Origin of the sequence: Methylophaga sp. UBA678 (assembly GCF_002299105.1) — a bacterium.
Taxonomy (GTDB): Bacteria; Pseudomonadota; Gammaproteobacteria; order Nitrosococcales; family Methylophagaceae; genus Methylophaga; species Methylophaga marina.
The window spans coordinates 148801-174946 of the sequence record NZ_DBNG01000012.1 but is presented as its reverse complement, the minus strand read 5'-3'; the positions used below and the strand labels follow the sequence as shown (position 1 = coordinate 174946).

At 43.6% G+C, this 26146-nt stretch carries 22 protein-coding genes; 11 read left to right on the top strand and 11 right to left on the bottom strand.

Features of this window, described 5'->3' with window-relative positions:
• Window positions 1–11 precede the first annotated feature (11 nt).
• The 9 genes from B3014_RS07580 (at window position 12) to B3014_RS07540 (ending at window position 7443) form a co-directional block, all read left to right on the top strand.
• Window positions 12–488, top strand: a complete 477-nt coding sequence (locus B3014_RS07580; RefSeq protein WP_289243405.1) for a c-type cytochrome — start codon at window positions 12–14, stop codon at window positions 486–488.
• 105 nt (window positions 489–593) lie between these two features.
• Entirely contained in the window at window positions 594–3413 is a 2820-nt protein-coding gene (locus tag B3014_RS07575) for a monovalent cation/H+ antiporter subunit A (RefSeq protein ID WP_289243404.1), read from the top strand.
• Window positions 3414–3785: a Na+/H+ antiporter subunit C gene (locus B3014_RS07570; protein WP_289243403.1), complete on the top strand. Its 372-nt coding sequence runs from the start codon at window positions 3414–3416 to the stop codon at window positions 3783–3785. It abuts the gene before it with no gap.
• Window positions 3782–5311, top strand: coding sequence for a monovalent cation/H+ antiporter subunit D (locus tag B3014_RS07565; protein ID WP_289243402.1), 1530 nt, complete (start codon window positions 3782–3784; stop codon window positions 5309–5311). Before B3014_RS07570 ends, B3014_RS07565 begins: the two co-directional genes overlap by 4 nt.
• A 1-nt stretch (window position 5312) precedes the next feature.
• On the top strand, window positions 5313–5801 hold the full coding sequence (locus tag B3014_RS07560) for a Na+/H+ antiporter subunit E (RefSeq protein WP_286304177.1): 489 nt from the start codon (window positions 5313–5315) through the stop codon (window positions 5799–5801).
• Window positions 5801–6070 carry a K+/H+ antiporter subunit F gene (locus tag B3014_RS07555; protein WP_007146389.1) on the top strand — a complete coding sequence of 90 codons (270 nt, stop codon included), beginning with the start codon at window positions 5801–5803 and terminating at the stop codon, window positions 6068–6070. Before B3014_RS07560 ends, B3014_RS07555 begins: the two co-directional genes overlap by 1 nt.
• A gap of 3 nt (window positions 6071–6073) precedes the next feature.
• Entirely contained in the window at window positions 6074–6400 is a 327-nt protein-coding gene (locus B3014_RS07550) for a Na+/H+ antiporter subunit G (RefSeq protein WP_286304176.1), read from the top strand.
• Window positions 6400–6846 (top strand): YaiI/YqxD family protein, encoded by a 447-nt coding sequence (locus tag B3014_RS07545; RefSeq protein WP_286304175.1) that lies wholly within the window; start codon window positions 6400–6402, stop codon window positions 6844–6846. The genes B3014_RS07550 and B3014_RS07545 overlap by 1 nt, the downstream gene beginning before the upstream one ends.
• 72 nt (window positions 6847–6918) lie before the next feature.
• The gene (locus B3014_RS07540; protein WP_289243401.1) at window positions 6919–7443 is read left to right on the top strand and encodes a cytochrome b; all 525 of its coding nucleotides are present in this window, start codon (window positions 6919–6921) and stop codon (window positions 7441–7443) included.
• Between the two features lie 39 nt (window positions 7444–7482).
• Here B3014_RS07540 and rep read toward each other — a convergent pair whose 3' ends face one another.
• Both rep and B3014_RS07530 read right to left on the bottom strand, forming a co-directional pair.
• Window positions 7483–9504, bottom strand: a complete 2022-nt coding sequence (gene rep, locus B3014_RS07535; RefSeq protein WP_286304173.1) for a DNA helicase Rep — start codon at window positions 9502–9504, stop codon at window positions 7483–7485.
• Window positions 9505–9573: 69 nt separating this feature from the next.
• On the bottom strand, window positions 9574–11076 hold the full coding sequence (locus B3014_RS07530; protein WP_289243400.1) for a YifB family Mg chelatase-like AAA ATPase: 1503 nt from the start codon (window positions 11074–11076) through the stop codon (window positions 9574–9576).
• A gap of 171 nt (window positions 11077–11247) precedes the next feature.
• On the opposite strand from B3014_RS07530, the gene B3014_RS07525 reads away from it, so the two are divergent.
• Window positions 11248–12411 (top strand): DUF481 domain-containing protein, encoded by a 1164-nt coding sequence (locus tag B3014_RS07525; RefSeq protein WP_289243399.1) that lies wholly within the window; start codon window positions 11248–11250, stop codon window positions 12409–12411.
• A 68-nt stretch (window positions 12412–12479) separates the two neighbouring features.
• Here B3014_RS07525 and B3014_RS07520 read toward each other — a convergent pair whose 3' ends face one another.
• The 3 genes from B3014_RS07520 to B3014_RS07510 are packed head-to-tail and all read right to left on the bottom strand — an operon-like array spanning window position 12480 to window position 14555.
• Complete coding sequence (locus B3014_RS07520) at window positions 12480–12794, bottom strand: pyrimidine/purine nucleoside phosphorylase (protein WP_289243398.1); 315 nt, start codon at window positions 12792–12794, stop codon at window positions 12480–12482.
• 10 nt (window positions 12795–12804) lie between these two features.
• Window positions 12805–13050: a ubiquinone biosynthesis accessory factor UbiK gene (gene ubiK / locus B3014_RS07515; protein WP_289243476.1), complete on the bottom strand. Its 246-nt coding sequence runs from the start codon at window positions 13048–13050 to the stop codon at window positions 12805–12807.
• A 59-nt stretch (window positions 13051–13109) separates the two neighbouring features.
• On the bottom strand, window positions 13110–14555 hold the full coding sequence (locus tag B3014_RS07510) for a helicase HerA-like C-terminal domain-containing protein (RefSeq protein ID WP_289243397.1): 1446 nt from the start codon (window positions 14553–14555) through the stop codon (window positions 13110–13112).
• A 141-nt stretch (window positions 14556–14696) separates the two neighbouring features.
• On the opposite strand from B3014_RS07510, the gene B3014_RS07505 reads away from it, so the two are divergent.
• Entirely contained in the window at window positions 14697–15110 is a 414-nt protein-coding gene (locus B3014_RS07505; RefSeq protein WP_289243396.1) for a YhcB family protein, read from the top strand.
• A gap of 70 nt (window positions 15111–15180) precedes the next feature.
• Here B3014_RS07505 and B3014_RS07500 read toward each other — a convergent pair whose 3' ends face one another.
• From B3014_RS07500 to B3014_RS07475, 6 genes are all read right to left on the bottom strand, one after another.
• Window positions 15181–16635 (bottom strand): catalase, encoded by a 1455-nt coding sequence (locus B3014_RS07500; protein WP_289243395.1) that lies wholly within the window; start codon window positions 16633–16635, stop codon window positions 15181–15183.
• Between the two features lie 170 nt (window positions 16636–16805).
• On the bottom strand, window positions 16806–17222 hold the full coding sequence (locus B3014_RS07495) for a BLUF domain-containing protein (protein WP_289243394.1): 417 nt from the start codon (window positions 17220–17222) through the stop codon (window positions 16806–16808).
• 219 nt (window positions 17223–17441) lie between these two features.
• Window positions 17442–17798, bottom strand: coding sequence for a hypothetical protein (locus tag B3014_RS07490; protein WP_289243393.1), 357 nt, complete (start codon window positions 17796–17798; stop codon window positions 17442–17444).
• Between the two features lie 58 nt (window positions 17799–17856).
• Entirely contained in the window at window positions 17857–18462 is a 606-nt protein-coding gene (locus B3014_RS07485; protein ID WP_289243392.1) for a hypothetical protein, read from the bottom strand.
• On the bottom strand, window positions 18459–24167 hold the full coding sequence (locus B3014_RS07480) for a hemagglutinin repeat-containing protein (RefSeq protein ID WP_289243391.1): 5709 nt from the start codon (window positions 24165–24167) through the stop codon (window positions 18459–18461). Before B3014_RS07480 ends, B3014_RS07485 begins: the two co-directional genes overlap by 4 nt.
• Window positions 24168–24189: 22 nt before the next feature.
• Window positions 24190–25902 carry a ShlB/FhaC/HecB family hemolysin secretion/activation protein gene (locus B3014_RS07475; RefSeq protein WP_289243390.1) on the bottom strand — a complete coding sequence of 571 codons (1713 nt, stop codon included), beginning with the start codon at window positions 25900–25902 and terminating at the stop codon, window positions 24190–24192.
• Between the last annotated feature and the right edge of the window lie 244 nt (window positions 25903–26146).

Sequence of the window (26146 nt, the reverse complement as noted above, 5' to 3'; positions counted from 1 at the left end):
AGAGGTTTTCAGTGAATAATAATAATTCTGGTCAATTTCTAATTGGTAGTATTGTCACCGTATTAATACTTTTCGGTTTGGTATTAGTTGTGCTGGATAACGCACTTGAATTAGGCAAGAATGCAACTGCTCCGGCCAGCATGGATGAAGAAGCCGTCGCTGAACGTATTAAACCCGTTGCAGAAGTCAATATTGGTGAGCCACCTGCTGTACAAGCAGCACCTGCAGAAGAAGATACCAATACTGGTGGCGCCGGTGAACAAATCGTGACGCAAGTCTGTGCTGCCTGCCATGGTGCTGGACTGATGAATTCACCAAAAATTGGTAATGCTGCAGACTGGGCTCCACGTATTGAAAAAGGTATCGACACCCTGCATAAACATGCTATTGAAGGATTTAATATGATGCCTGCTAAAGGTGGTCGTTCTGATCTGAGTGATGAAGCAATAATGGAAGCGGTAGACTACATGGTTGCTCAATCACAATAGCGTAAAGTCTGAAATGAACAAAAAAGCACTGTAGAGCGCTGCTCTACAGTGCTTTTTCATGTATAAATATAGAATATGAGCACCCGTTAGATAACAGGAAAATCAATGAATTTATTGGCGTTCAACTTACCTTTAGTTGCTCTAATCCCTTTTCTGGGCGCACCTATTGCCGCATGGGCTGCAAGATTTAATCGTGTTGCCTCAGCCTGGGTGGCGGGCATTGTCACCCTTTTAGCACTATTGATCTTGATGCCAGCTGTTCATATTCCTTTCGATAATGAAACACTGGTTCAGAGCTGGTCATGGCTACCTGCACTGGGTTTAGATTTCGCGTTTCGACTTGATGGCCTGTCGCTACTCTTTAGTTTTCTGATCTTACTGATTGGACTACTTGTCATTCTGTATGCACGCTATTATTTATCGGCTCAGGACTCAATGGGCCGTTTTTTTGCGTATTTATTGATGTTTATGGGCTCAATGTTAGGCATTGTGCTTTCAGAAAATTTAATCCAGCTTGTTATATTCTGGGAATTAACATCCTTAACGTCATTTTTATTGATCAGCTACTGGCAGTACAGCCAAGATGCCCGCGATGGTGCAAGAATGGCACTGACCATCACTGGTGCCGGTGGTTTAGCTATGTTGGCTGGCGTATTAATGATTGGCAATATGGTTGGCAGCTTTAATCTCACCGACGTGTTGGCATCAGGCGATCTTATTCGCCAAAATGAACACTATCTGACGGCATTAGTATTAATTTTATTGGGCGTATTTACCAAATCGGCTCAATTCCCTTTTCACTTCTGGCTGCCTCACGCCATGGCAGCACCGACCCCTGTATCGGCCTACTTACATTCAGCCACAATGGTGAAAGCCGGTATTTTTATTCTTGCTCGACTATTTCCGGTTCTTTCAGGCACTGAGGCCTGGGGTTGGTTAGTGGGCGGAGCTGGTATGATAACTATGGTGCTGGGCGCCTATACCGCACTCTTTAAGCATGATTTAAAAGGCTTGTTAGCCTATTCCACCATAAGTCATCTGGGATTAATCACGCTGTTGTTTGGTTTTAGCACCAAATTAGCCGCTGTGGCGGCCATCTTCCACATCATTAATCATGCGACCTTCAAAGCATCGTTATTCATGGTGGCTGGAATTATCGATCATGAATGTGGCACCCGCGATATGCGCAAAGTAAATGGCCTCTTAAAATACATGCCTCACACCGCATTACTCGCCATGATTGCGGCCTCTGCCATGGCAGGTGTTCCCCTTCTGAATGGCTTCCTTAGTAAGGAAATGTTTTTCCAACAAGCTTTAACCGCAACGGATCACCATACTCTTAGCTGGGCGATTCCCGTCATTGTGACATTCGGCGCCGTTTTTTCTGTTGCTTACTCGCTACGGTTTATCCACGATGTATTTTTTAATGGTGAACCTCAGGGCTTAAGCAAAACACCACATGAACCACCACGGTTTATGAAGATACCTGTCGATATTCTGGTATTGCTGTGTCTTGGCGTAGGTATGGTGCCTATGCTGATTGTCGCCCCGATTCTAAGTGTGGCTGTCGCGGCGAGCATACAATCTGTACCACCTGATTATAGTCTCGCTATCTGGCATGGTTTCAATATCCCTTTATTAATGAGTTTTATTGCTCTGTTATTCGGCGTTATTGTCTATTTCTATCGGGAAAAATTATTTCGCTGGCACGATACAAATTTACCTCGTCTGGATGCGAAAACACTGTTTAACAGAATCACACACGGCTTGTTAGTGCTGAGTGGCAGATTCAGTCGATTATTTGATCGTGGCTCTTTGCAAAATGCCATCAGTTGGGTATTGCTATCTGGCGTCGCGGCAACGTTGTATGGATTTTTACAGTTTGATAGCCCACTGTTTGGTGACCGTACTTTACTGGATGCGAACCTGCTCACCATGGTGCAAGTGGGTATTCTTGTGATTGCCAGTATATTAACGGCGTTATTGCATCATCAAAGACTTGTTTCACTGATTATTATCGGTGTGATTGGTTTGATTGTTTCACTGGGCTTTGTGAAATTCTCAGCACCTGATTTGGCTTTGACTCAATTATCCGTTGAAGTCGTCACGATTGTGCTGCTGTTATTGGCTCTGTTCTTCTTACCACAGCACAGTCCTCAGGAAAGAAGTCATAGACGACTGTTTCGTGATCTGGTTTTATCCATTTCTGCAGGTGTCACGGTGATGTTATTAGCCATGGCTGTAATGAGCCGGGATTACGCGAGTATTTCTGGATTCTTCCTTGAGAACAGCAAGCCTGGTGGCGGTGGTACTAACGTGGTGAATGTTATTCTCGTGGACTTCCGTGGCTTTGATACATTGGGCGAAATTGTTGTACTAGCCTTAGCTGGTCTGGGTATTTTTGCGCTACTCAGAGATCTGAAATTACCTGCACCGCAACGTGACATAGAGGGACGTGAGTGGAGTCATGACCCTCACCCGCCGATTATGCAAACACTGACAAGACTGCTATTCCCATTAATGTTAATGGTTGCCGTCTTTATCTTCTTGCGAGGTCACAACTTACCTGGTGGTGGCTTTATCGCAGGATTGATTGCTGCAGTAGCACTCATTTCACAGTATCTTGCAAACGGTATTGCCTGGACAAACGCCAGAATCAAAGTGGATATGCATAAAGTCATAGCGGTTGGTTTAACAGCAGCTTTTGTCACCGGGTTAGCAGCCATGTTCCTGTCTTATCCGTTCCTAACGACGACATTCACCTATCTGACATGGCCGATTGTTGGCAAATTTGAAATTGCCAGTGCCATGATATTTGATTTAGGTGTATTTCTGGTGGTCGTTGGTGCAACCGTACTTATTCTGGTCGAACTGGGTAAGCTCAGTCACGCATCTCATGGTTTAGCTCAACAGGAGAAAAAATAGATGGAGTGGTTAGTTGCCATCGCGATAGGTGTCATGACATCAAGTGGTGTCTACCTTGTGCTTCGGGCTCGTACCTTTCCTCTGGTACTGGGGTTAACGCTGATTTCCTATGCAGTGAATGTATTTTTATTCGTCATGGGACGCTTACAAATTGGCGAGGCTGCCATTATCTCTGCGGAAACAACAAAATATACCGATCCTCTTCCTCAGGCGCTGGTATTAACTGCCATCGTCATCGCATTTGGCATGACGGCATTTTTAATTGTTCTGGCTTTAAAAGCGCGTAGTGAACTGGGTAACGATCATGTCGATGGTATGAGTTATGTGGCTGAAGAACAGGAGAATAAAGTAGCAGGAGGAGATGCCAAATGACACTGTCACAGCTGCCTATTCTGCTCATTTTGTTACCTTTATTGGGTGGCATACTGACATTATTTTCTCGGCCCAAAGGTATCCCGCTGCAGCGTGTAGTTAGCCTGATATTCACTATGGCTCTGCTGCTGCTGAGTATCTACACCGTCACTATCGCCAATAGTGGTGATTATTCTGTTTACTTACTTGGTAACTGGACAGCGCCATTTGGCATCGTGATGGTGTTGGATAAGTTATCTTCCTTGATGATACTGCTGACATCCATACTGGCAGTTATTGCATTGGCTTATGCCATTTCTCAGGGTACCGATAAAAAAGGTCAACATTTTCATGTGCTCTATCAAATCCAGCTTTTTGGTCTGAATGGTGCCTTCCTGACTGGTGACTTGTTTAACCTGTTTGTCTTCTTCGAAGTGCTGTTACTCGCATCATATGGATTATTACTCCATGGCGGCGGCCGCCTTCGCACTAAAGGCGGGCTGCATTATGTCGTCATTAATCTGGTCGGCTCCAGCTTGTTTTTATTCGCTGTGGGCACACTCTATGGCATTTTGGGCACATTAAATATCGCTGATATGTCTACGCACATTGCTCAGCTGGACAGTGCTGATCAAGGTATTGTGGCAGCAGCTGGACTGCTTCTTTTAGTGGTGTTTGGTATCAAAGCGGCTATTTTCCCGCTCTATTTGTGGCTACCTGGTGCCTATGCCAATACCTCTGCTGCCGTGGCTGCTTTATTTGCGATCATGACCAAAGTGGGTCTCTACGCGATTATTCGTGTTCATGGCACGTTATTCTCAGAACAGGCAAGCGCGCTAGCTGGCTTACATGCTGGGGTAGTATTAAGTCTTGGCTTGGTCACGTTAGCAATGGCCGTCCTTGGTGTATTTGCATCCCGTGCCTTAAAAGAACAAACCGCTTTTCTGATACTGGCTTCCGTCGCCACGCTTTTGATTGGTATCGGGATTAATACAACCGAAGCGTTAGCGGCTACCTTGTATTATCTAATTCATTCCACGCTGATTGGTGCCGGATTATTTCTGGTAGCCGACATCATTGCTCGAGCCAGAGGCTCATACTCTGATAGGTTACGTCCTGGCGCCCCAATGAAACATGCCATTCTTTTAGGCTCTGTGTTTTTCATTACCGCTATTGCTATTGTAGGCATGCCACCACTGTCAGGGTTTATCGGTAAAGTAATGATTTTGGAAGCCGCGCTGAGCAGCACATTAAGTACCTGGATCTATGCCATCATTTTAATAGGCAGCTTATTAATGATTATGGCGATGGCACGGTCAGGCTCAATCATTTTCTATCAAACGGATACCTCTCTCGATGATGACAGTGAGAAGCTGAATATACGTGCATTGGCTCTGGCTTTAGTTTTAGTGCTAGCCAGTCCGATATTAGTCATTGCAGCCGGTCCTATATCTGATTTTACCCAGAGCGTGGCTTCACAACTGAATGATCATCAAGCTTATATTGATGCAGTAATGGGCCAGCCTGCCTATCAGGGAGGAGAATAATATGTGGCGAAAATGCTTTCCTCATCCATTTCTCACCCTGGCCTTATGGGCTATCTGGCTTTTATTGAATAACACCTTATCGGCTGGCCATATGATTTTAGGTGGCTTACTCGCAATATTTATTCCTTGGTTCAGTGCTGGATTCTGGGAGGAGCGCGTCATGGTACGTCGGCCATGGTTGCTGATTAAGTTTTTCAGCTCTGTGCTCTGGCAGATAGTGATTGCCAATATTCATGTGGCGCGTCTTATTCTCATGTCCTCAGATAAACTGCGACCCGGTTTTGTTGAGATACCATTGGATTTAACCTCACCATTGGCGATCAGTATTCTTGCCAATACCATTTCACTGACTCCCGGGACTGTCACCTGTGACTTGTCTAAAGACCAGAAAAAGCTGTTGATTCATGCCCTGCATATCGATGATGCCCAAACAACCATTGATGAAATCAAACAGCTGTTTGAAAAACCGTTAAAGGAGATTTTCAACTAATGCTGAATATCGCCATCATTACAGCCTGCGTTATGGTGTGTACGGCCCTGCTATTGAGCCTTTATCGACTACTTATCGGTCCTAGTGTGCCGGATAGAATTCTGGCCCTCGATACACTGTATATTAATTCAATTGCCCTACTTATCCTGCTGGGTATTTTCCTGCGAAGCAATCTTTATTACGAAGCTGCTCTATTGATTGCGTTGATGGGGTTTATGGGTACACTCGCGCTAAGCAAATACCTGCTGCGCGGCGACATAATGGAATAAATCATGTTAGAAATTTTATTATCTATTCTGATTATTCTGGGTGGTTTCTTTACGCTGGTCGGTTCCCTAGGCTTATTCAAACTGCCTGACTTTTATATGCGTTTACATGGTCCCACCAAAGCCAGTACTTTAGGTGTCGGTGCTGTTCTGGTGGCATCTGCCATTCATTTCAGTACCAAAACTGACGGTATCAGCTTGCATGAAATACTGGTGACTTTATTTTTATTTATCACCGCTCCAGTCAGTGCTCATTTGATGGCAAAGGCTGCACTTCATATTAAAGTCAGACAAGAAAAACGTACGTTGAATAAATCTGACCAGGAAGAATAATGCATATCTGGGTCGATGCCGACGCTTGTCCGGCTGTTATTAAAGAAATCCTGATTCGGGCTTCAAGACGCACCTCCCTGCCGCTGACCTTTATTGCAAACCACGCGATTAAGGTGCCGGCAGATAATCAAATTCAGTTTATTCAAGTCGCCTCAGGTTTTGACATGGCAGATGATGAGATAGCCCGCCGTGTTCAAATGAAAGATTTAGTTATCACTGCTGACATTCCACTTGCCAACGATGTGATTGATCGTGGCGGCATCTGCCTCAGCCCACGTGGTGAACTAATGGATAAAAGCAATATTGCTGCACGTTTAACCATGCGTAATTTTATGGATACCATGCGTTCGAGCGGTGTGGATACAGGTGGGCAGAATGCCTTTAATCACCGTGACAGAATGCAGTTTGCCAATCAACTCGACAAAATTATTCAATCATCATTTTAATAAAAACCGAATAACCGGAACAACTGTATTGATAATTCTGTCTCAGCGATGGTTTTCACAAAGGAGAGAGAAATGATAAATGATTCGATAGACCGATATGGCAGTGTGACGCGTTTTTTCCACTGGTTAGTAGCCGTACTTGTTTTCCAACAATTTTTTAAATTTGCTGATCGTATTAACGATGGTAAACACTGGCTGGGGGATACATTTGGTCCCTATCATGTGTCGATAGGCGCAATCATTATGATTCTCGCCATAGTACGTTTGTTGTGGAGTATGAAACAAAAAAATCAACGTCCGATTATTGAAGGCGCCAACAGCAAACTGGTAAAAACGGTACATAGCATCATGTATTTTTGCCTGATTGCTATGCCACCACTGGGTGCACTGTATATCCATGGACATGGGTATCCAGTCAAAGTATTTGGTCAGGTGCTCATTGAAAAACCAGCTGATAAGGTGCAATGGGCTCATGACATCGGCGAGTTACACTCAGTATTAGCTATCGTACTGGCTATTTTGGTGGTCGGCCATATTGGCGCTGCACTCTACCATCACTTTATACGTAAAGACGACACGCTTCGTCGCATGGTTTAGCATAAAAAAGCCCGGTCACTTCAGTCACCGGGCTTTTTTTTATTTCAGCATTTGCCGAATATTAGAGAGATGCGCCTTACCACGCTCTTTGCGTTCTTCCGGATCAGCCTGTGTTTTTTCAGACATCCAAATCAGATCATCTGATGGTAACTCACGAAGAAAACGGCTTTCCTCACACTCCATCTTCTCCCCATAACGCTTACGCGTATTAGCCATCGTCATGACCAGACTGCGTTGGGCTCGGGTTATACCGACATAGGTCAGGCGACGTTCTTCTTCGATGGTGCCTTCTTCGATACTGGTACGGTGAGGCAGGATTTCTTCTTCCATGCCAATCATGAATACATGTGGAAACTCCAGACCTTTTGCAGCATGTAAGGTCATCAAATGCACGGCATCAGCTTGGTTTTCGTCTTCCTGACGATCCAGAATGTCCATCAATGTCAGTCTGGCTGCAATATCGCCAATACTTTTCTCTTCGGTATCATTTTCGATGATACGTTCAATCCAGCTCAACAGCTCGAGCACGTTGTCCATGCGCCGCTCTGCTTTATTCGGATCACCACTGGTCTCTTCCAGCCAACCACGATATTCGATTTCTTCGACCATATCGCGGATCGCACTCATTAAGTCACCACGTTTAGCTCTATCTGCAATATCAACCAACCAGTTAGCAAAATGGGTCAGATTCAGAATCGCTTTTTCAGGCAATTTTTCAGCCAGGCCCATCTCAAAGCAGGCACCAAACAAACTGGTTTTACGCTCAGTAGCATAATTACCGAGAGCTTGTAGAGTGCTTGAACCTATCCCACGGCGCGGCGTATTAATAACCCGAAGGAAGGCATTGTCATCATCCTGATTCGCTAGCAATCTCAGATAGGCCATGATGTCTTTCACTTCGATCCGTGAGAAAAACGATGTGCCGCCAGTTAAGAAGTAAGGCACATTATGTTCACGTAATACGCGTTCAATCGGTCTGGACTGATGATTACTGCGATAGAGGATCGCATAATCTTTGAAACTGGCCTGATGTTTCAGCTTGTGATAAAGCAGCTCAGACACCACTTTTTCTGATTCATGATCATCATCTCGACAGCCGATCACCCGTATCGGATCACCCTCTCCCAGTGCACTCCATAATTGCTTTTCAAATACGTGAGGATTATTGCGTATCAGAGTATTAGCCACTCGTAGAATGCGGCTCATGGAACGGTAATTTTGTTCGAGTTTAATCAGTTTCAGACGAGGATAGTCGGTCTGTAGTTGTGCCAGATTTTCCGGTCGGGCACCACGCCATGAATAGACAGACTGATCATCATCACCTACCACTGTCAGTGCTTCACGAATGCCGACCAGCTGCTTGACCAGCTCATACTGGCAGCCATTGGTATCCTGATACTCATCCACTAACAAATAATGAATACGCGCTTGCCACTTTTTTAATACTTCAGGGTTTTCACGAAACAACACCACCGGTTTGAGTATCAAATCATCAAAATCAACGGCGTTATAGGCTTGTAACGCAGCGGTATAGAGTGGATACACTTTCGCTGCAGCCATTTGCGTACCTGCTTCAGCAATTTGCATGGCCTTGTCAGGCAGAATCAGCTGATTCTTCCACTCTGATATTTGCCACTGCACCTGTTCAGCATGCTCACTATCTGCAGCAAAATCACGTCCCATCAGATCACGTAATACCGCCAGACTGTCTTGAGCATCAAAAATAGAAAAACCACTGCGATATCCGAGTGATTTATATTCACGGCGTAGAATATTCAAACCAAGTGTGTGGAAAGTTGAGACCATCAAACCACGTGCTGCCGCCGAATTTTGACGACTGGCCATCAATTCAGACACACGGGTTTTCATCTCACGCGCCGCTTTATTGGTGAAAGTGACTGCAGCAATATTTTTGGCTGGAATACCACATTGCTCAATCAGATAGGCAATCTTTCGGGTTATAACCCGCGTCTTACCACTACCGGCACCAGCTAAAACTAAGAGGGGTCCATCTATATGACGCGCAGCTTCCTGCTGCTGCGGATTAAGATCATTGAGCATTAACGCCTCTGAAAACTACATGATCAAACGAGTGTTTCCACTCAATAAATAAGGTAAAAAGCGGCAACATTAGTGACCTACATCAAGCCGACGATAGCTAATGGCTTCACTAAGATGTTCAGTTTGTATGTGACGACTTCCTGCAAGATCAGCAATCGTTCTCGCCACTTTTAGAATTCGATGGTAGGCCCGTGCTGATAGACCAAGGCGGACAATCGCCTTTTCCACTAGCTGATAATCGTCTTCACTCAACAGACACACATCCTCAATTTCTTTTTGGTCTAACAAATTATTGGCTTTACGCTGTCGATCGAGCTGTCTCTTGCGGGCTTTTTCTACCCGATGCCGAACCTGTTCTGAATATTCGGCTGTCGCATCGACATGTTGATGTCTTAATAAGCTTTTATCTACCGCAGGCACGTCAACCAACATATCAATTCTGTCCAGCAATGGGCCGGAGACTTTAGCACGATAGCGACGAACTTGCTCTTCTGTGCACCGACAGCGAGACTCGCCCAGATAACCGCAAGGACAAGGATTCATGGCTGCCACCAGTTGAAAGCGGGCTGGAAACTCCGCCTGATGAGCTGCTCTCGACACCGAGATTTTGCCAGATTCTATTGGCTCGCGCAGCACTTCCAACACACGCCGGTCAAACTCGGGGAGTTCATCAAGAAAAAGTACGCCATTATGCGCTAATGATATTTCTCCCGGTCTCGGATGACTGCCTCCCCCCACTAAAGCCACAGCAGATGCTGTGTGATGAGGTGAACGAAATGGACGCTGACGCCAATGACCAGGATCAAAACCGTTAGAAGCAATAGAATGTATGGCTGCCGTTTCTACTGCTTCAGCTTCAGACATCGTGGTTAATATGCCAGGTAATCGGCTGGCAAGCATGGTTTTTCCTGTGCCAGGCGGTCCACAGAACAAAATACTGTGTGAGCCTGCTGCGGCAATCTCTAGTGCTCTTCTTGCATGAGACTGCCCTCGAATATCAATGAGATCTGGATAGTCTGCTGCATCAGATAAATCTGGTGAACTCGCCAGGTTAAGTCGTTGTTGTCCATGTAAATGCGCGCATACGGCGAGCAAATTATCCGCCCCAAAACTCTCGCATTGTTCAATTAAGGCTGCTTCGCCGGCATTGATTTCTGGCAGAATCAATGTACGTTTAGCTGCCGATGCAGCCAGTGCGGTTGGCAATACGCCCCGCACAGAACGACATTCGCCAGCCAGCCCTAATTCACCAATAAATTCCTTATCAGCAATTGTCTGCAGTGGAATCTGGTTTGATGCGGCTAAGATGCCTAATGCTATGGGTAAATCAAACCGCCCGCCTTCCTTGGGTAAATCTGCAGGAGCCAGATTGATAGTGATACGTTGCTGGGGGAAGGTAAACTGGGAGTTCAAAATGGCAGAACGCACCCTATCCTTACTTTCTTTCACCGCTGTTTCTGGCATCCCTACAATCGACAAACTAGGCAAACCATTCGATAGGTGCACTTCAATTGTGACTTCTTGGGCATGTATGCCTGTCACCGCACGGCTGTAAACCTTTGCGATACTCATACTCCATCCTTGGTTGAGTGTAAAAAAGAAATATTAGCCTAACTTTTTTTGAGATGCCGTGAAACTTGTCGAATAAATAAAGGACAAAAAAGCGTTGCGTTTTTACGAGCGAGGTTGCTTGTGTTAGTTTAGTAGTGCGCAACTCATCTAATACAAATCTCCGGAGTTTATATGTACAAGCCTAGCTTGAGGACTATTTTTTTATTAATTTCAAGCACATTGACCAATATCGCAGTAGCTGACCAAGTCGTTCTTGATGATGGCAGTATGCTCAAAGGGACAGTAAAACAAGTCGCAAATGGTCAATTAATCATGGACACAGCCTTCGCTAATGAAGTCACGATTGATTATGCTCGCGTCAGCCAAATCACTACCGATAAAAAATATCTGATTGAGTTAGACAGCCGCGACAGAATAGTCGGCCAACTATCTGTTGATAATAACGGCCAAGCGCAACTGACTAATACAGCATTCGGTAATGTGGATATTAACCCAAAAAATATCAAAAACGTTTGGGCTACTGATGCCACAAAACCTCAAATTCTTGCTGTACAACAAGAATATCAAGACGAAATCGAAACCATTAAAGCTGACAAAGAAAAAGAAGTTGAAGACATAAAAACGTCTTATGAAACAGCAATTAACGCGCTACGTGAAGAACGAAATCGTCTGCGTGATCCATGGAGTGGCAGCATTGCAATGGGTGTCACGGGTGCATCAGGTAATACAAATCGATTTGGCGCGCATGGTCGTGGTGAGCTGAACCGTGAAACAGATGCCGAACGCATGAATCTCTACATGGAAATTAACTTCCAGAAAGAAGATGGCGAACAAACCGCCAACCAAAAGCTGGCCGGACTATCTTTAGAACGTGATATCAGCGAAATGTGGTTTGCTCGTGGTTCAGCCGACTTTGAAATTGATGAGTTTGAAGAATTAGACTTACGAGCCATTGCCGCAGCGAGTTTAGGTCGATTTTTCATTCGTGAAGATGATCTCAAATTCAAAGGCTTCGCCGGTCTCGGTTATCGCTTTGAAAGCTACAGCGATGGCACAAAAGATAAAGACCCAACAGGTGTATTAGGCTATGACGTCAAATACAAAATGAACAGTAAACTCAGTCTATTTCATGATCTGACCTACTACCCCTCATTCAGCAGCCCTGGCACCAATTATCTGATTGTCACCAATTTTGGTGGAGAAATGCCTATTACTGAAAAAGAAGACTGGAAATTACGTGCTAGCCTGCGTAGCAAATATAACAGTCAACCTGCTGAAGACGCTGAGACAACCGATACCACGTATCAAATGAACTTAGTCTATGATTGGGAATAAAGGTCTCTCTTAAAGACATAAAAAAAGGCGCTTGAAGCGCCTTTTTTATTGCTGATAGAAAAATAAAATTAATCTAAGTAAGTACAGCAGTAATCCACTAACTCTAAAATCTGGATATCGAATGATGAGTTAGCAGGCACCTTGAAGGACTCGCCAGCTGTCACATCAATCCACTCTGCATCTCCTTTCAATCGATAACTGAGTTTACCTGCCAGAATTTCCATCAATTCGGCTTTTTCAGTACCAAAGGTAAACTCACCAGGCATCATAATGCCTAATGTTTTGTAGCTGCCATCAGCAAATGTCACTTTACGGCTGGTCACATTACCATCGAAATAAACGTTTGCTTCACGTGTGACCGAGACATTAGTAAATTCAGACATAGTGTTTCTCTTATTTAGGTGGGTTTTCTAACTCGGCGACACGTCGTTCCAGTGCCTCCAACTTTTCACGGGTACGCAACAATACTTGCGCCTGTACATCAAACTCTTCACGCGTGACTAAATCCAGCTTGGTGAATGTCGCGGTGAGAGCTGAACGAATATTCTTTTCAGCATCTTCCTGCATTTGCACTAAACCCGGTGGTAATGCTTTGCTGATGCTTTGTACGACTTCTTCAATTTTCTTAGTATCAATCATCATCTTTCCCCTTATATCTTCATGACTATTCTACGGCATTTAAAAACAGACTCAATTTGTTATTTCTTGCCTAATAAGGAACCCAGAATACCTCTGACAATTCGACGACCTAATTGACTGCCAATTGCACGCATCGTACTTTTTGCAAAGGCTTCCAGCACGGTTTCACGCCTTCTCTTAATTGTTTTGGGTTCGTCTTCAGGCAGATTCTTTTCAGCCTCCTGGGCTTTTAATGCACGCTCTGCCAGCACTTCATAGGCTGACTCTCTATCCAGCGTCTTGTCATAAACACCGGCCACTAAAGACGTGCTCAGCAGACTCTGTCTTTGCTGCTCAGTAATGGGACCAATCTGACTCTGTGGCGGTTTGATAAGCGTTTGCTGCACCACCTGCGGGCGACCTTTTTCATCCAGTGTGGAGATCAGGGCTTCGCCCACACCTAAACTCGTCAGCTTTTCGCGGGTATCAAATTCTGGGTTATCACGGAACGTTTCAGCAGCTGCTTTTAACGCTTTTTGGTCTTTTACGGTGTATGCACGTAAAGCATGTTGAATGCGGTTGCCTAATTGTCCCAACACACTATCCGGAATATCCGTCGGGTTTTGTGTGACAAAATACACGCCAACGCCTTTTGAACGAATAAGTCGAACGACTTGCTCAATTTTATCCAACAATACTTTAGGCGCATCATCAAATAATAAATGAGCCTCATCAAAAAACAGCACCAACTTCGGTTTTTCAGGATCGCCTACTTCGGGTAATTGCTCAAATAATTCAGATAACAGCCAGAGTAAAAAAGCACTATAAAGATTAGGCGACTGCATTAGACTGTCAGCGGCCAGCAAGTTAATGATGCCTCGCCCATGTTCATCTGTTTGCAACAGATCATCCAGATTAAACATTGGCTCACCAAATAACTGGTCAGCCCCCTGCTCTTCCAGTCCTAATAAACGACGTTGAATAGCGCCCACACTAGCAGCAGAAATATTGCCGTATAAGGTTCTGAACTCTGCCGCATTCTCAGCAATAAACTGCAGCATGGATCGGAGATCTTTTAAATCCAACACCAGCCAGCCGTTATCATCGGCAACGCGAAATACCAAGTTCAAAATGCCCTGCTGCGTTTCATTCAAATTCATCAATCGGGATAACAGCAACGGCCCCATATCGGAAATAGTTGCTCTAAGTGGATGGCCCTGCTTGCCAAATACATCCCAACACGTGACTGACATTCCAGTAAAGCCAAAATCTGACAGTCCCATCAGATCAACACGCTCATTAATTTTGGGATGCGGTTTACCCGGCTGACTGATTCCCGATAAATCCCCTTTAATATCTGCTGCAAATACAGGCACGCCTATATGACTGAAGCTTTCTGCCAGCACCTGAAGCGTGACGGTTTTGCCTGTCCCTGTCGCACCGGCAATCAGACCATGACGGTTTGCCATATTAGCTAATAAGGTGACGGGCTGTGTTGACTGACCTAAGAAAAGAGGTGAAACCATGATGTATCCTTTCAGCAATGGCGGATAGAAGTGATATCAATGGCTTATTAAATCACAAAATAAAACCTTTCAATAAAACGGTTTGTCATGAAGACACTCAATGGCTAGACTAGAGCTTATTCACTTTTAACGGGAAGAACTATGACCTCAACCGAAATCTGGGCACTCACGATTGTCATCGCTATCATTGCTGCATTGCTCGGCTTTGCTCTGGGACGTCGCCAAGCCCCCGGCAGTGATCATCAAATGAAAGAAATCGCTGAGTCATATGATCGTCAACTGGCCGATAAACAAACCGAACTTGATGCCTATAAACAAAAAGTACATGCCCATTACGACAAAACGGCACAAGCTTTTAAGGATATGGCGGGTTCATACAAAGAGCTGTTTGATCATCTTTCTCATGGCTATGAAGAACTTGGCAACTTTACTGACCAGCGTGTGTTACCTGATCGTGCTGGCGCGCTCTTAGATGGCCCAGATACGCAGACAGCGAAAGAGTCCAACTTCATACATCCAAACCATAAAGGTGATGAAGACGCCTTGAGCCGATAAAAAAATATATCGATTTATAAAAAAAGCCAGCTTAAAGCTGGCTTTTTTGTTTCACTGACAAACTATTGGTTTACGCTTTGCCTAAGCCTTTGGCAATACGTTCACCGATATCACTGTCAATGTTTTTCCAGTACTCAATGACGCGTGATAATACGGGTTCTTCAACACCATCACTCACGTGGCCAACCACATTTGATACCAGACGATCACGCTGCGCATCATCCATCACTTCCCGAACTAAAATACCGGCCTGACCAAAGTCGTCATCATCTTCGCGTAGCGTGTAAGCTTCGCGTGTGAACTCACCACTGGCCGCCCATGTGGTGTCTTCTGGATAGTTTTCAGGATCGGCTTTCGGCCCACCTTTAGAATTAGGCGCATAAACAGGATCAGTGACATTTTGTACACGCATGGCCCCATCTTTACTATAACTATTCACAGGACATTTCGGCGCATTCACCGGAATCTGCTTATAGTTCACCCCTAAACGGTGGCGATGAGCATCCGCATAAGAAAACATTCGTCCCAGTAACATCTTGTCAGGACTAATCCCTATACCCGGCACTAAATTACTTGGCTCAAATGCGGCCTGTTCAATCTCAGTGTGAAAATCTGTCGGGTTACGATTCAGCGTTAATTGCCCCACTTCATGCAATGGATAATCATCGTGAGGCCAGACCTTCGTTAAATCAAATGGATTCAGACGGTATGTTTTCGCATCCTCAAAAGGCATAATCTGAACGTTCATGGTCCAGCTAGGATTGTTCCCTTCTTTGATCGCATTAAACAAATCGCGTCTGTGATAATCGCCATCTTTACCCGCCAGCGTATCAGCTTCGTCCTGAGTCAGAAAATCAATGCCCTGATTGGTTTTGAAGTGATATTTTACCCAAAACTTTTCGCCCTTTTCATTCACCCATAAATACGTATGACTGGAATAGCCATTCATATTACGCCATGTTTTGGGAATGCCTCGGTCCCCCATCAACCACGTCACCTGATGCGCCGACTCTGGAGACAAGGTCCAAAAGTCCCACTGCATATCATGGTCACGCATACCATTATCAGCACGACGTTTTTGAGAGCGGATAAAATGTTGGAATTTTAACGGGTCACGAATAAAAAACACGGGGGTATTGTTCCCCACCATGTCATAGTTACCTTCCGTCGTGTAAAACTTAATGGAAAAGCCACGTGGGTCACGCCACGTATCAGGACTACCTCGTTCACCTGCCACACTGGAAAAGCGCATTAATGTTTCAGTTTCAGTACCAGGTTGAAACACGGCCGCCTTGGTAAACTGGCTGACATCATGTGTCACTTTAAAATGACCAAACGCACCAGAGCCCTTAGCATGAGGCTGACGTTCTGGAATTCGTTCGCGATTAAAGTTAGCCATCTGCTCAATAAGATATAAATCATGTAGCAGAATCGGCCCATCACGGCCAACGGTTAAGGAATGTTCATCACTGGATACAGGTAACCCGGAATCAGTCGTTGTTCTGTTGTTATTGTTCGTACTCATGTTGTCTCTCCTTTCTTAATTAATAAGATTCTCTGAAAAACCGTGCTGCATGCTTGAACCAAAACAGACTGTATTTGATTCGAATAGACTTTAATCACCCAAGCCTAACATGGGCAGGTGAAATTAATATAAAACGGTCACCATTATCTTGGTCACTATTTGAACTTGAACTAATAAGTATCTTTGAATGATAAAAGTAGAATTTGGGCTAATGATGGCTGTGATTGAAATTCATTCCCTGTCAGTGGGTAATTCAAAATGTCACTGTAGCCAGGAATATGATGCTCATATTCATTATCCAGATTGTAAAACCCCATGGTCCAATCACAGAACTCACGATGGCCGATGGATCCCTCGTTTAAAATGAGAATATTTTTATGGCGCTTGTCACAGCAAATTTTCTCAAAAGTAAACTTCAGTGGCTCTTCCTCACCTTCCAGAACTTGCATAAACTCTTGATCTTTATACAGCAGCTGTCCAGTAAGATTTTCTCTAAGGTTATTACTACGACATTCATCCAGCAGCTCAAATAACTGCTCCTGAGAAAAGGCATGGGTAGCCGAACTGACATAAGTAATGGAATACAAAAGCACCTCCTGACTGAACTTATGACAATCAAGTAACATTAAGTCACTTCATTTTTAGATAAAGTTCACAATTTTGGAGGTGAAAGTAACACCCTATCGACTTCTATGATTTAACGTGAGTTAAAAATGTGGTGAAAGAATATCCTGTTAAACAAAAAAAGTAAGGGACAAGCACTAATGCTCTCGTCATCTGCCTGCCCCTCACCAAACAAACCTAATCTAGTTTGTTGGCGTCACTTTTTCCCATTCAGCTGCGCCGCCACCCCAGTAAATACGGCACGGATAAGGCGCGTTTGTACCGTAACAGTTATTCGCTCGAAAACTACTAAAGTCAAACTTATAACCCTTTTCTTCCATACAGCGGTGAAGAGGTTCAATCTTGCTATTAGGTAGATCCGCCCCTCTTCTTAAATCTTTACTATATCCGCACTCATTCATGTCTTTTATGGTTGAATCTTTATCACTACCTCGTTTATGCCAAGCATCCCAGAGGGGGTCTGGAACGACCTGATATAGGGAACATCCCGTCACACTACAGATAAAAATAGTGATAATAATTCTAGAAAAATAGTTCATTAGATACCTCCATGTATCTTAGTTTGGAAAAGATAATTCACCTCAGTAAAAGCTGACCTCAAACATCACAGTAGTACTCTTTTGGGTAACGTTTACATTGTTCAGTGTTAAGAATTCGTTCTCGGGACTGAGGCTGACAACGTGTTAAATAAGCATTTTTTATACAATACTCACTATTGAGTCGTCTTTCCGTTTCTCGTTTAGGCACGGGCAAATCACATGCTGGAATAGGCTCACTCTCACATGGTGAAAAATCACCAAGAAAACTGAAGCCATCATTGAGCATGCAGCGTTTGATGAATAACAGCTTGCCGTTGTATTCATAAGAAGATAATGTCTTCATTAAGGCATAGTTTTCTGATGTGAGGATATCACTAGAACCACACTCTAATAGGGCCTCATGAATTTCTTGTCGTGTTAAATCACCCTTTTTCCAATTACTGGTCTTTATAATGCTTATTTGATTTTTGTATAACTCCAGAGACGGGATATTGTATTTTCTGACATAGTCCTCATCAATCTTTGGTTCTATAAGAACATATCCGCCAGATCCATTTTGGCATTCATTGTTTCCTTCTTTTTCACAGTCTTGTTGTTGATATACAGAGCTACATGCAGTGACAAACATATAAAAGATCAATATAGCTAGTTGTTTTTTTGTCATTTCTTTAACACTTCCTTGTTATTACTTGCTGGTATTAGGATAAATTTAGCTTTCCCATCGGGACTATCCTGCCAATATTTTTTACTGGCACCATTAGGCTTTCCCTCCCCATAACTATTATGCACAGTGACATCAAAAAAGATCGATTTCAGTCCTTCGATAAAACTGGTACTACCATCAGGAGTAGTGCCTCCAGTAGCTTCATTACCACCAATGAAAGTACCAACAAAATCGTCTTTGTGAACTTGAGCATAAACTTTTCCAGATGTAGCAGACTTTTTATTTAACATATCGGCCATCTTCTGATTATTAAATGCTGAACCAACTGTATAGATATCTAAAAACTCAAGAATTGAATTATCGTTTGAATTTTTATCTATAAATGTTAATGCATTCCCTGTAGTCATCCCACCTCGACTATGAGCATCAATAATCAATCCTTCTTTACCGTATCTTCCCATCACCTTAATATTTTCTTTAACAGCATTCGTGAGTCCAAAACCTTCGCTTTCAAGAAATTTCTGATAACCGGCAACCATTAGCTCCGATAAGGCATTATTGGTTAATGGGAAATGAATCAAATAGTCTGATTGATGATTTTGCAGTGCTAGTTTTTTTGCCGCATCGACTGAATTAAACATGCCGTTATTAAAAATATGTACCTTATTATCCTTACCAGGTTTTAAATTTTGCTTTTCTTCATCCGTTAATTTTTTCCATATCGCTTCATTATTTTCATCTTTGATCACCTCACCATTTTCATCACGCATCACTTGATAAAACTCGATCTTGGTCAGAAACATTTTTCTGAATGCTTCATCGGTAAATACCGTCGCAGCTTCATAAACTAACTGTTTGGAAAGTTGCTCTGCTTCAGCTTTATCTTTGAGGAGGTCTATATCTGCTATATTCAGTTTTCGGTGCGTACTGTCCGTGTCTCTATTGATATCCGAGATCGTTTCTTCTGCTGTTTTGCCATATACAGCCAGTTGTTTGTCAGGATCGGTTAATGTGATCTCTGCAGGGGCAATGGCGCTTAATGTTGAACTGGCATCATCCACACTGGCTTCACCTTTATTACTTAAATTCTGAGACGCCGTTTTTAACAAGCCATATTTTCCAGAGAAGGCATCAGAGCCAACGTTAAAACCTTGTTGACTCACTTCAGCACTCATTGCATTTTCTTTATCCGTCGTATGCAAGGTGGCGGTAGTAATCTGATTTTTGTCCACTGAAGCCTGACTATCAATAAGGGCAGCATCTAATTCAGTGTGAGCACCGACATGAATATCAAACCCTTCTTGCCCAGCGAGAATGGCCGTTTGTTCATTCACGCTAAGATAGTCACTATTCGATTTTTGAGTATTGTGATGAAGGTTAAATGAAAACATGGACGTACCTATACCAATACCGACCCCCATCCCCGAATTGGACTCTTTACCTTTAAGATAATGACTGTCCTGCAAGCTGGATAAAGTTAAGTTGTTACCGGCATCAATAGAAACTTTCTCTCCTTTGGCTTGTGCACCAATCAAACTAAGGTCATTGCCAGTCGTTAGCGATAACGCTTTTGCAGCAGAGATGTGACTATTTTGATAAAACACACCATCACTATCGGTTTTGCCTTTTCCTTTGCTCATAGCCATATCAAGGCTCAAACCTGTATTCTCACCAATACCCAAAGAAAGACCAATGCTGGCGCTACTTGATGTCATTTTGGTTTTTTGCTGTTGCGTATTTTGACTGGCTAAAATATGAATATCCTTAGCAGCATCAATGGTGATATCACCATCCGCCAAAATATCGCTACCAATGACTCCCACATCCTTATCTGTTGCCGTTAAACGCACATTTTGACCTGCCCGAATGGTGCTCGCTTGTGAAGTTTGTGATTGGGTCTGCGTCTGGGTTTTACTCTCTGACTTACCGATACTGATACTTATTTTTATCCCTGAGGTGGATAAGGCTTCATCGGATTTGCCTTCATTGATAAGATCTAGCGTGTTCTCCCCCATCTCAATGAGTTGCTTAGATTGAACATAGGCCGTAATGCCATTCAGGACGCGATTTTTCTTTTTATCCTCTTCCACACTTCCCAGAGCATGATGATACGCTTGGGTGGCGACAGAAATAGCCGGCGCTTTTAGCGATAGTGACAAACCGCTTTGCGAAAACTCCGTTACCTGCTTTGTTTCGGTCTTATCATATAGGCTCGTGATATTGATATCTTTTGCCATAACATCAACATTACCTTTCGCTGCAATCAAATCACTGTTTTTTTGATGAAAGGCTTCTTCGGCAACCATGGAAATATCGCCATTTAAAGCCCCTATAGTTGATTTACTGTGAACCAGTTGCTTGATGTCATTTTCCGTATTCATCTCTCGGGTGCCGATACTGATGCCGGCACCACCTGTGCCTGAAAGACCTGATTTTTTCTCTTTTATATAATGGGACTCAGTAAATGATTGCTTTGCAGCCGTGATATTAATCTCTTTTGACGCATTAAATTGAATGCCTTCATCAGCCAGAACCTGACTTCCCTTCACATTGATATTCGTTGCAGAGTTAACAGCAATATTTTTGGCAGTTAACGAAGATGCCACGGATGTTTGCTGGCTGAATATATCTCTTTGTTGTTTTTTTCGAGTACTAAAGCCACTCGAACGATTAGTGTAAGTGGCAATATCTGATTGATAACGGGCTTCGCCATTATCAATATTGACCTCTCTTGCCGTGAGTTCGAGCTTACCTTGTTGAGAATTAATATCTGCAGCTGTGATTAGCAGAGTATTTCCTGCCATCAAACTGACGTCACCATTTGTACGGAGTGAAGTGCCTCTATCTTTTTGCTCAGACATTTTATTGAAATCACGGCTATTAACTATGCTCAGATTTGTTTCTGACTCATTGACCGTGCCCAATGTTAAATTTTGTCCAGCAGATATCTGCGTCTGGCTCTGCTCTCCAGATAAATCGATATTCGCTGCATTAAGTGCAACATTACGCTGGGCATCAACGATTAATTGACCCGTTCCATCAGACACATAAAGATTGGCGTATCGCTTAATATTATCTCGTTCGAAATGGCTGTTAGCTTGCTCCTGCTTACTGTGAGTCATTGAACTGCTGATATTGATATCGTTATCAGCAGCAAGTGAAAGTGAGTGATTGGCTGCTAAAGTGCCACCGTCCATCGTAATATCTGTCGCATTGATATCAAGAGACTGACTTTGAACATCTCCACCACGCTGTTGGTAACGCTCACTATCTAATGAAACGTTTTTTTGACCTCTGATACTGGCAGAGTTAAATATTTGGCCTTGTACATCAAAGGTCACCTCATTCCCCACCAGCAGACCACTTTCTGGAGCCAAGTCACCTGCTTCAGGCTTAATATACACTTTCGGTACCAAGGCAGTGATTACCTCGCCATTATCCAGTGTCAGCTCTGTATTCACTAACCAAACAATGTCTGTCGTTAATTGGGCGATTTGTTCCGCTGTCATCGCCACACCTGGTGTTAACTGAAGTGTTTCTGCCACGCTCACACCTGCATTCATCAATGCCATAAACTGTGTCTGCTGGTCGTTATATTCACTCAGGTAGAGATGCCCTGTTAACTGGGCAACTTGTTCAGTGACTAAGCGCTGCTCGATATAACCATCACCTAGACGTTTCATTATATTGGCAGGATCAAAGGCGAGTTGTTGCAACATATAATCTGAACTCAACCAATCTCTGTAATCCAGAAACTGTGGATCAGTTTCAATATAAAACTTCGTCGGTTTGGCGACGAGGCTGAACATGGCACTATTAACAACTGGAAGCGTCATCGTTTGAATATTCGCCAGGCTTTTGATATCGGCATGACTATCCTCGAACAAGCTTACCCCTAAATTAAACTCGGTGTTTTTAGGGGCTGGACTGTAGGGTGCTATTCCACCAAAATCGAGTTCTTCATCACCACCATCCCAGTCTCTGAACTGACGTGTACCGTTATAACTGACTCTTTTTTGTCCTGGTGTAGCAGTATTTTGTAGGCTTCCTCCTGAGATATTCAGCTTTTGACCTGCCACAATTTGGCTATCGCTATTGAATACATCGCCTTTTATCTCAATATTACCTGCCGCAATAATTTTGGCGGGTGCAGAACTGATGATATGTGTGCTTTGTGTTTTAGCTGTGTAGTCGTAATAGGTATAGTCTTCGAAGTAGCGAATGATATTGCCGTTCTCATCGGTAAAAGGCTGGCCTTCTACATTATGGTTATGAATCAATGGAAAACGACTCACATCATATTTATGTGCCCAACCCTCAGGCTGCACTTCAATGATTCGCTCAATACTGTCTGTCACCCACTGAGTAGTGATTCCAGCATTAAGATTTTGTAGCTCATCAGCATTTATCGCTATATCCCCTGAGGCTTCGATCCGGCCCCCTGAATTAATCACCTGTTGAGCTGATGTCAATGCATCACCGATAGAGACGCCAGCAATCTGTATATTGCCCTGACTGACTATTTCCGCATTCTCATTATTAAAGAGAGTTTCGGTAGATATCGACACATTGTTTCTGGCAGCCAAGATGGCATTATTATTGAGTGTTGTTGTATTGAGCGTGGCGTTATCAGCATAAATACGTGCGTCTGGCTGATTGTTTACTGTCTCAGACTCTATATGCAATTGACCAACATTGATTAGACCTTCATTGTCTATCATCGAATCAGCCACTATCTGTAAATTATCTGAGATAATTTCGCCAGAATCGGTATTTTGAAGCTCAGTCGTTGCGATAGAACCAGCACCTTCAGCTCTCATCGCACCAGAATTTATTAGGTGCCCATCTGTTGTCAGCGTTAAACGCTGCTCAGCGATTATCTCTCCAGACTGTTTAACACCAACGCCATCTTCTGTGCCGATCAAACGGATTATACCTGCGTACATACCGCCGAGCTCACTGACATCGACACTAAAGTTAGGCTGGTCATCATCAGTATCAAGTTTAGTTATGATGTCGTTAGTGGCACTAACTCGGTTTTTGCCTGTGGTGACAGTGAGATTGTTTGCCCAGATATCGGCATTGACTGACACGGCTCTGGCCATCAGGTCAGTATAGGCTGTACCACTGTCATCTAGTCCAGCACCATGAATACTGATTTTGCCTTCTTCCACCAGGAAACCATTCAATTGGCCATTATTCATCAAAACTCGGCCAGTTGTTAAAGTGCTTCTGTCCGCATTAATAAAACCACAACCATCGCAGCTAATACCAGCAGGATTAGCAATAACAAGCTGTGCTTTGCTTCCAGCAATTTCCATTGGTCCATTCAGGTAGCTGGGATGTTGTGAATTCACTTCATTCAGAATAATTCGGGCTGTGCCACCTGCAAGTAGACTGTTTCCTTGCACCCATCCTGCTAATTGGGTCTGCACATTATTGGCACTGTTATTAAGAATCACACCGCTTTTGTCCACATCAAACTGGCTGTATTTATTTCTGGATACACCAGCCGAACTCGGCGTCTGAATATTAACTTGTGGCAAACCATTTGCTGTTTGCGTAATGATGGCCTGTTGATTTGCCGGCGCAGAAGGGTCGACAGCAATGCCAGCCGCCAGAACACCAGCACCACAAAGTGATGAACTAAAAAGAGCAGCTGAAATCAGTATGCTTAAATAATTTTTATTGAAACGATCTTCCATGATCATATCTCCCTGAATCCGTTCAGTATTGATAGGTCAAATTAAATCCAAGATGTCGCCCGTCCTCAAAACCATCTGGGCTTGAAAAAGATTTTCCAGCAAACACATCATAAAAAAGGCCCTTCCATTGACCTCTGAATCCGACCACGCCGCCCACCAACGTTTGTCCTAATAGAAATTCTGCTGATGAACCGCTGACATGTCCCACATCTGCTCCTAAATAAAGCTGTTGCTGACGCTCTATCGGGAAAGTGATGGTATTACGACTAAGCCAGCCACGTTCAGCAGATAAAGATTGCTCACCATCAAATCCTCTGACGGTGTACCGCCCTGCAATTGAGAATCTGTCCTGAGGCACCAATGGCGTTTTATTCCATTGAGCCTGCCACTCTGACTGCAACTGTATTTGATAATCTGTTAATTGCAGTGGCAGAAACCAATTGAAATAGGCTTTTATAATTTTGGGTCTGGAAGTACCTTCACCAAAGGCTTCCTCTGGTGCAGCAATAGCGTGAAAAGCACCTGTTCCGCGCTGATATGAAATACCTGCATCCATGGTGGATGTACCGATATAGCGACGGTAATCCACACCGGCAATCCAGCCAGCGCTTTTCCGGCGTTGAACCTCAATTTCAGTATCATCAATAAAGTTATTTGAACGTCGATGATAGCCGGTCAATGAGGTGGTTAATTTCGATAACTGATCACGATATAACACTCGGCTTAGAGCAAGCTGCTGCCTCACGCTCTCTCCTTTGTAGACATAGGTCTGGTTGAGTCCAGCAACGCGTTGATCATATTCATATTCACTGTTTGTAAATGCCACTAGCCAGTAACCAAAAGGAAAAGAAATATGAGCAGTCTCCCCCTGACTGCCGCCGACGTTCCCCTTGCCACCAAAGTCTTTATTTTTACTAAGATAGATAAGGTCATTGATTCCCAGCACATTATCCAAAGATAAGGTGGCGGAACCCTGAAAACGCCCTGTTGATTCATAACCACTATCATCAAATGACAGTGTCATCCTGAATGGCTTTGACTGCTTGTGTTCAAATATCAGCTGACTATCACCAGGCTGACTGTTTTCCGTATCATCCGGTTTGATATCGATATTCGTATCCACAGTAGGAATACGCTTCATATTTTCCATTGCTTGCTCGAGCTCTCTCACATTGAGCAAGTCGCCTTCACTACTCGGTAAAGCTGACCACAGTGTTAACTTGGACACCGAATTATCAGGATCGACATTACTAATACGTCCAGGAATAAGGCTATATACCAACTCGCCAGAGTTAAGATCCTGAGGCTCTATCAATATACGTGTCGTAATAAATCCTTTTTTTATGACACTGTTTTGTAGCTCTGCCCGGATTCGGTTAATTGCCTGAATTCCCAAGCATCGCCCCATGATCTCTGGATGTTGATGCAAGACATATTGAATAGCGAACTGAAATCTCGATGACTCATCACCTGTTAATGAAATCTGCTCAATGATAAAGCAGGGATCTTCATCTAAAGGTATATCGCCCGGACTGTCCTTATTATCACGCTCAAGTCTGATGTCGGGTTTCCGTTCCTGCTGCTTGCGTAGCGCTTCTAATTGCTTTTGTTTCCGCTGCTCTTTAGCTGCATCAATATCAGGCAATGTTTGTGAGAAAACAGGCAGACTCAATAAAGACAGAATCAATGAAAAGCAGCATATACCGATATGCCGCAAGCATGTAATTGTCTTCATCGCGCCTAAACGCGATAAATATCAAATTGGAATTTACAAGGAAATTGATTCATTCTGACTGTCCTCCATGACGGTTTAGAAGTATGTTTTTTCGTGTGCATCCATGCACAACGTGATCAATCTAATCAAATCAAAAAATGATTTCTACTGCGTAAGAGGACAAATATTGCAGTTTTGTGACACCACTCACAAGGATAGTGATATCAAGTAGTATTTTGAGCCAGATCGAAATAGCTTACTTTCC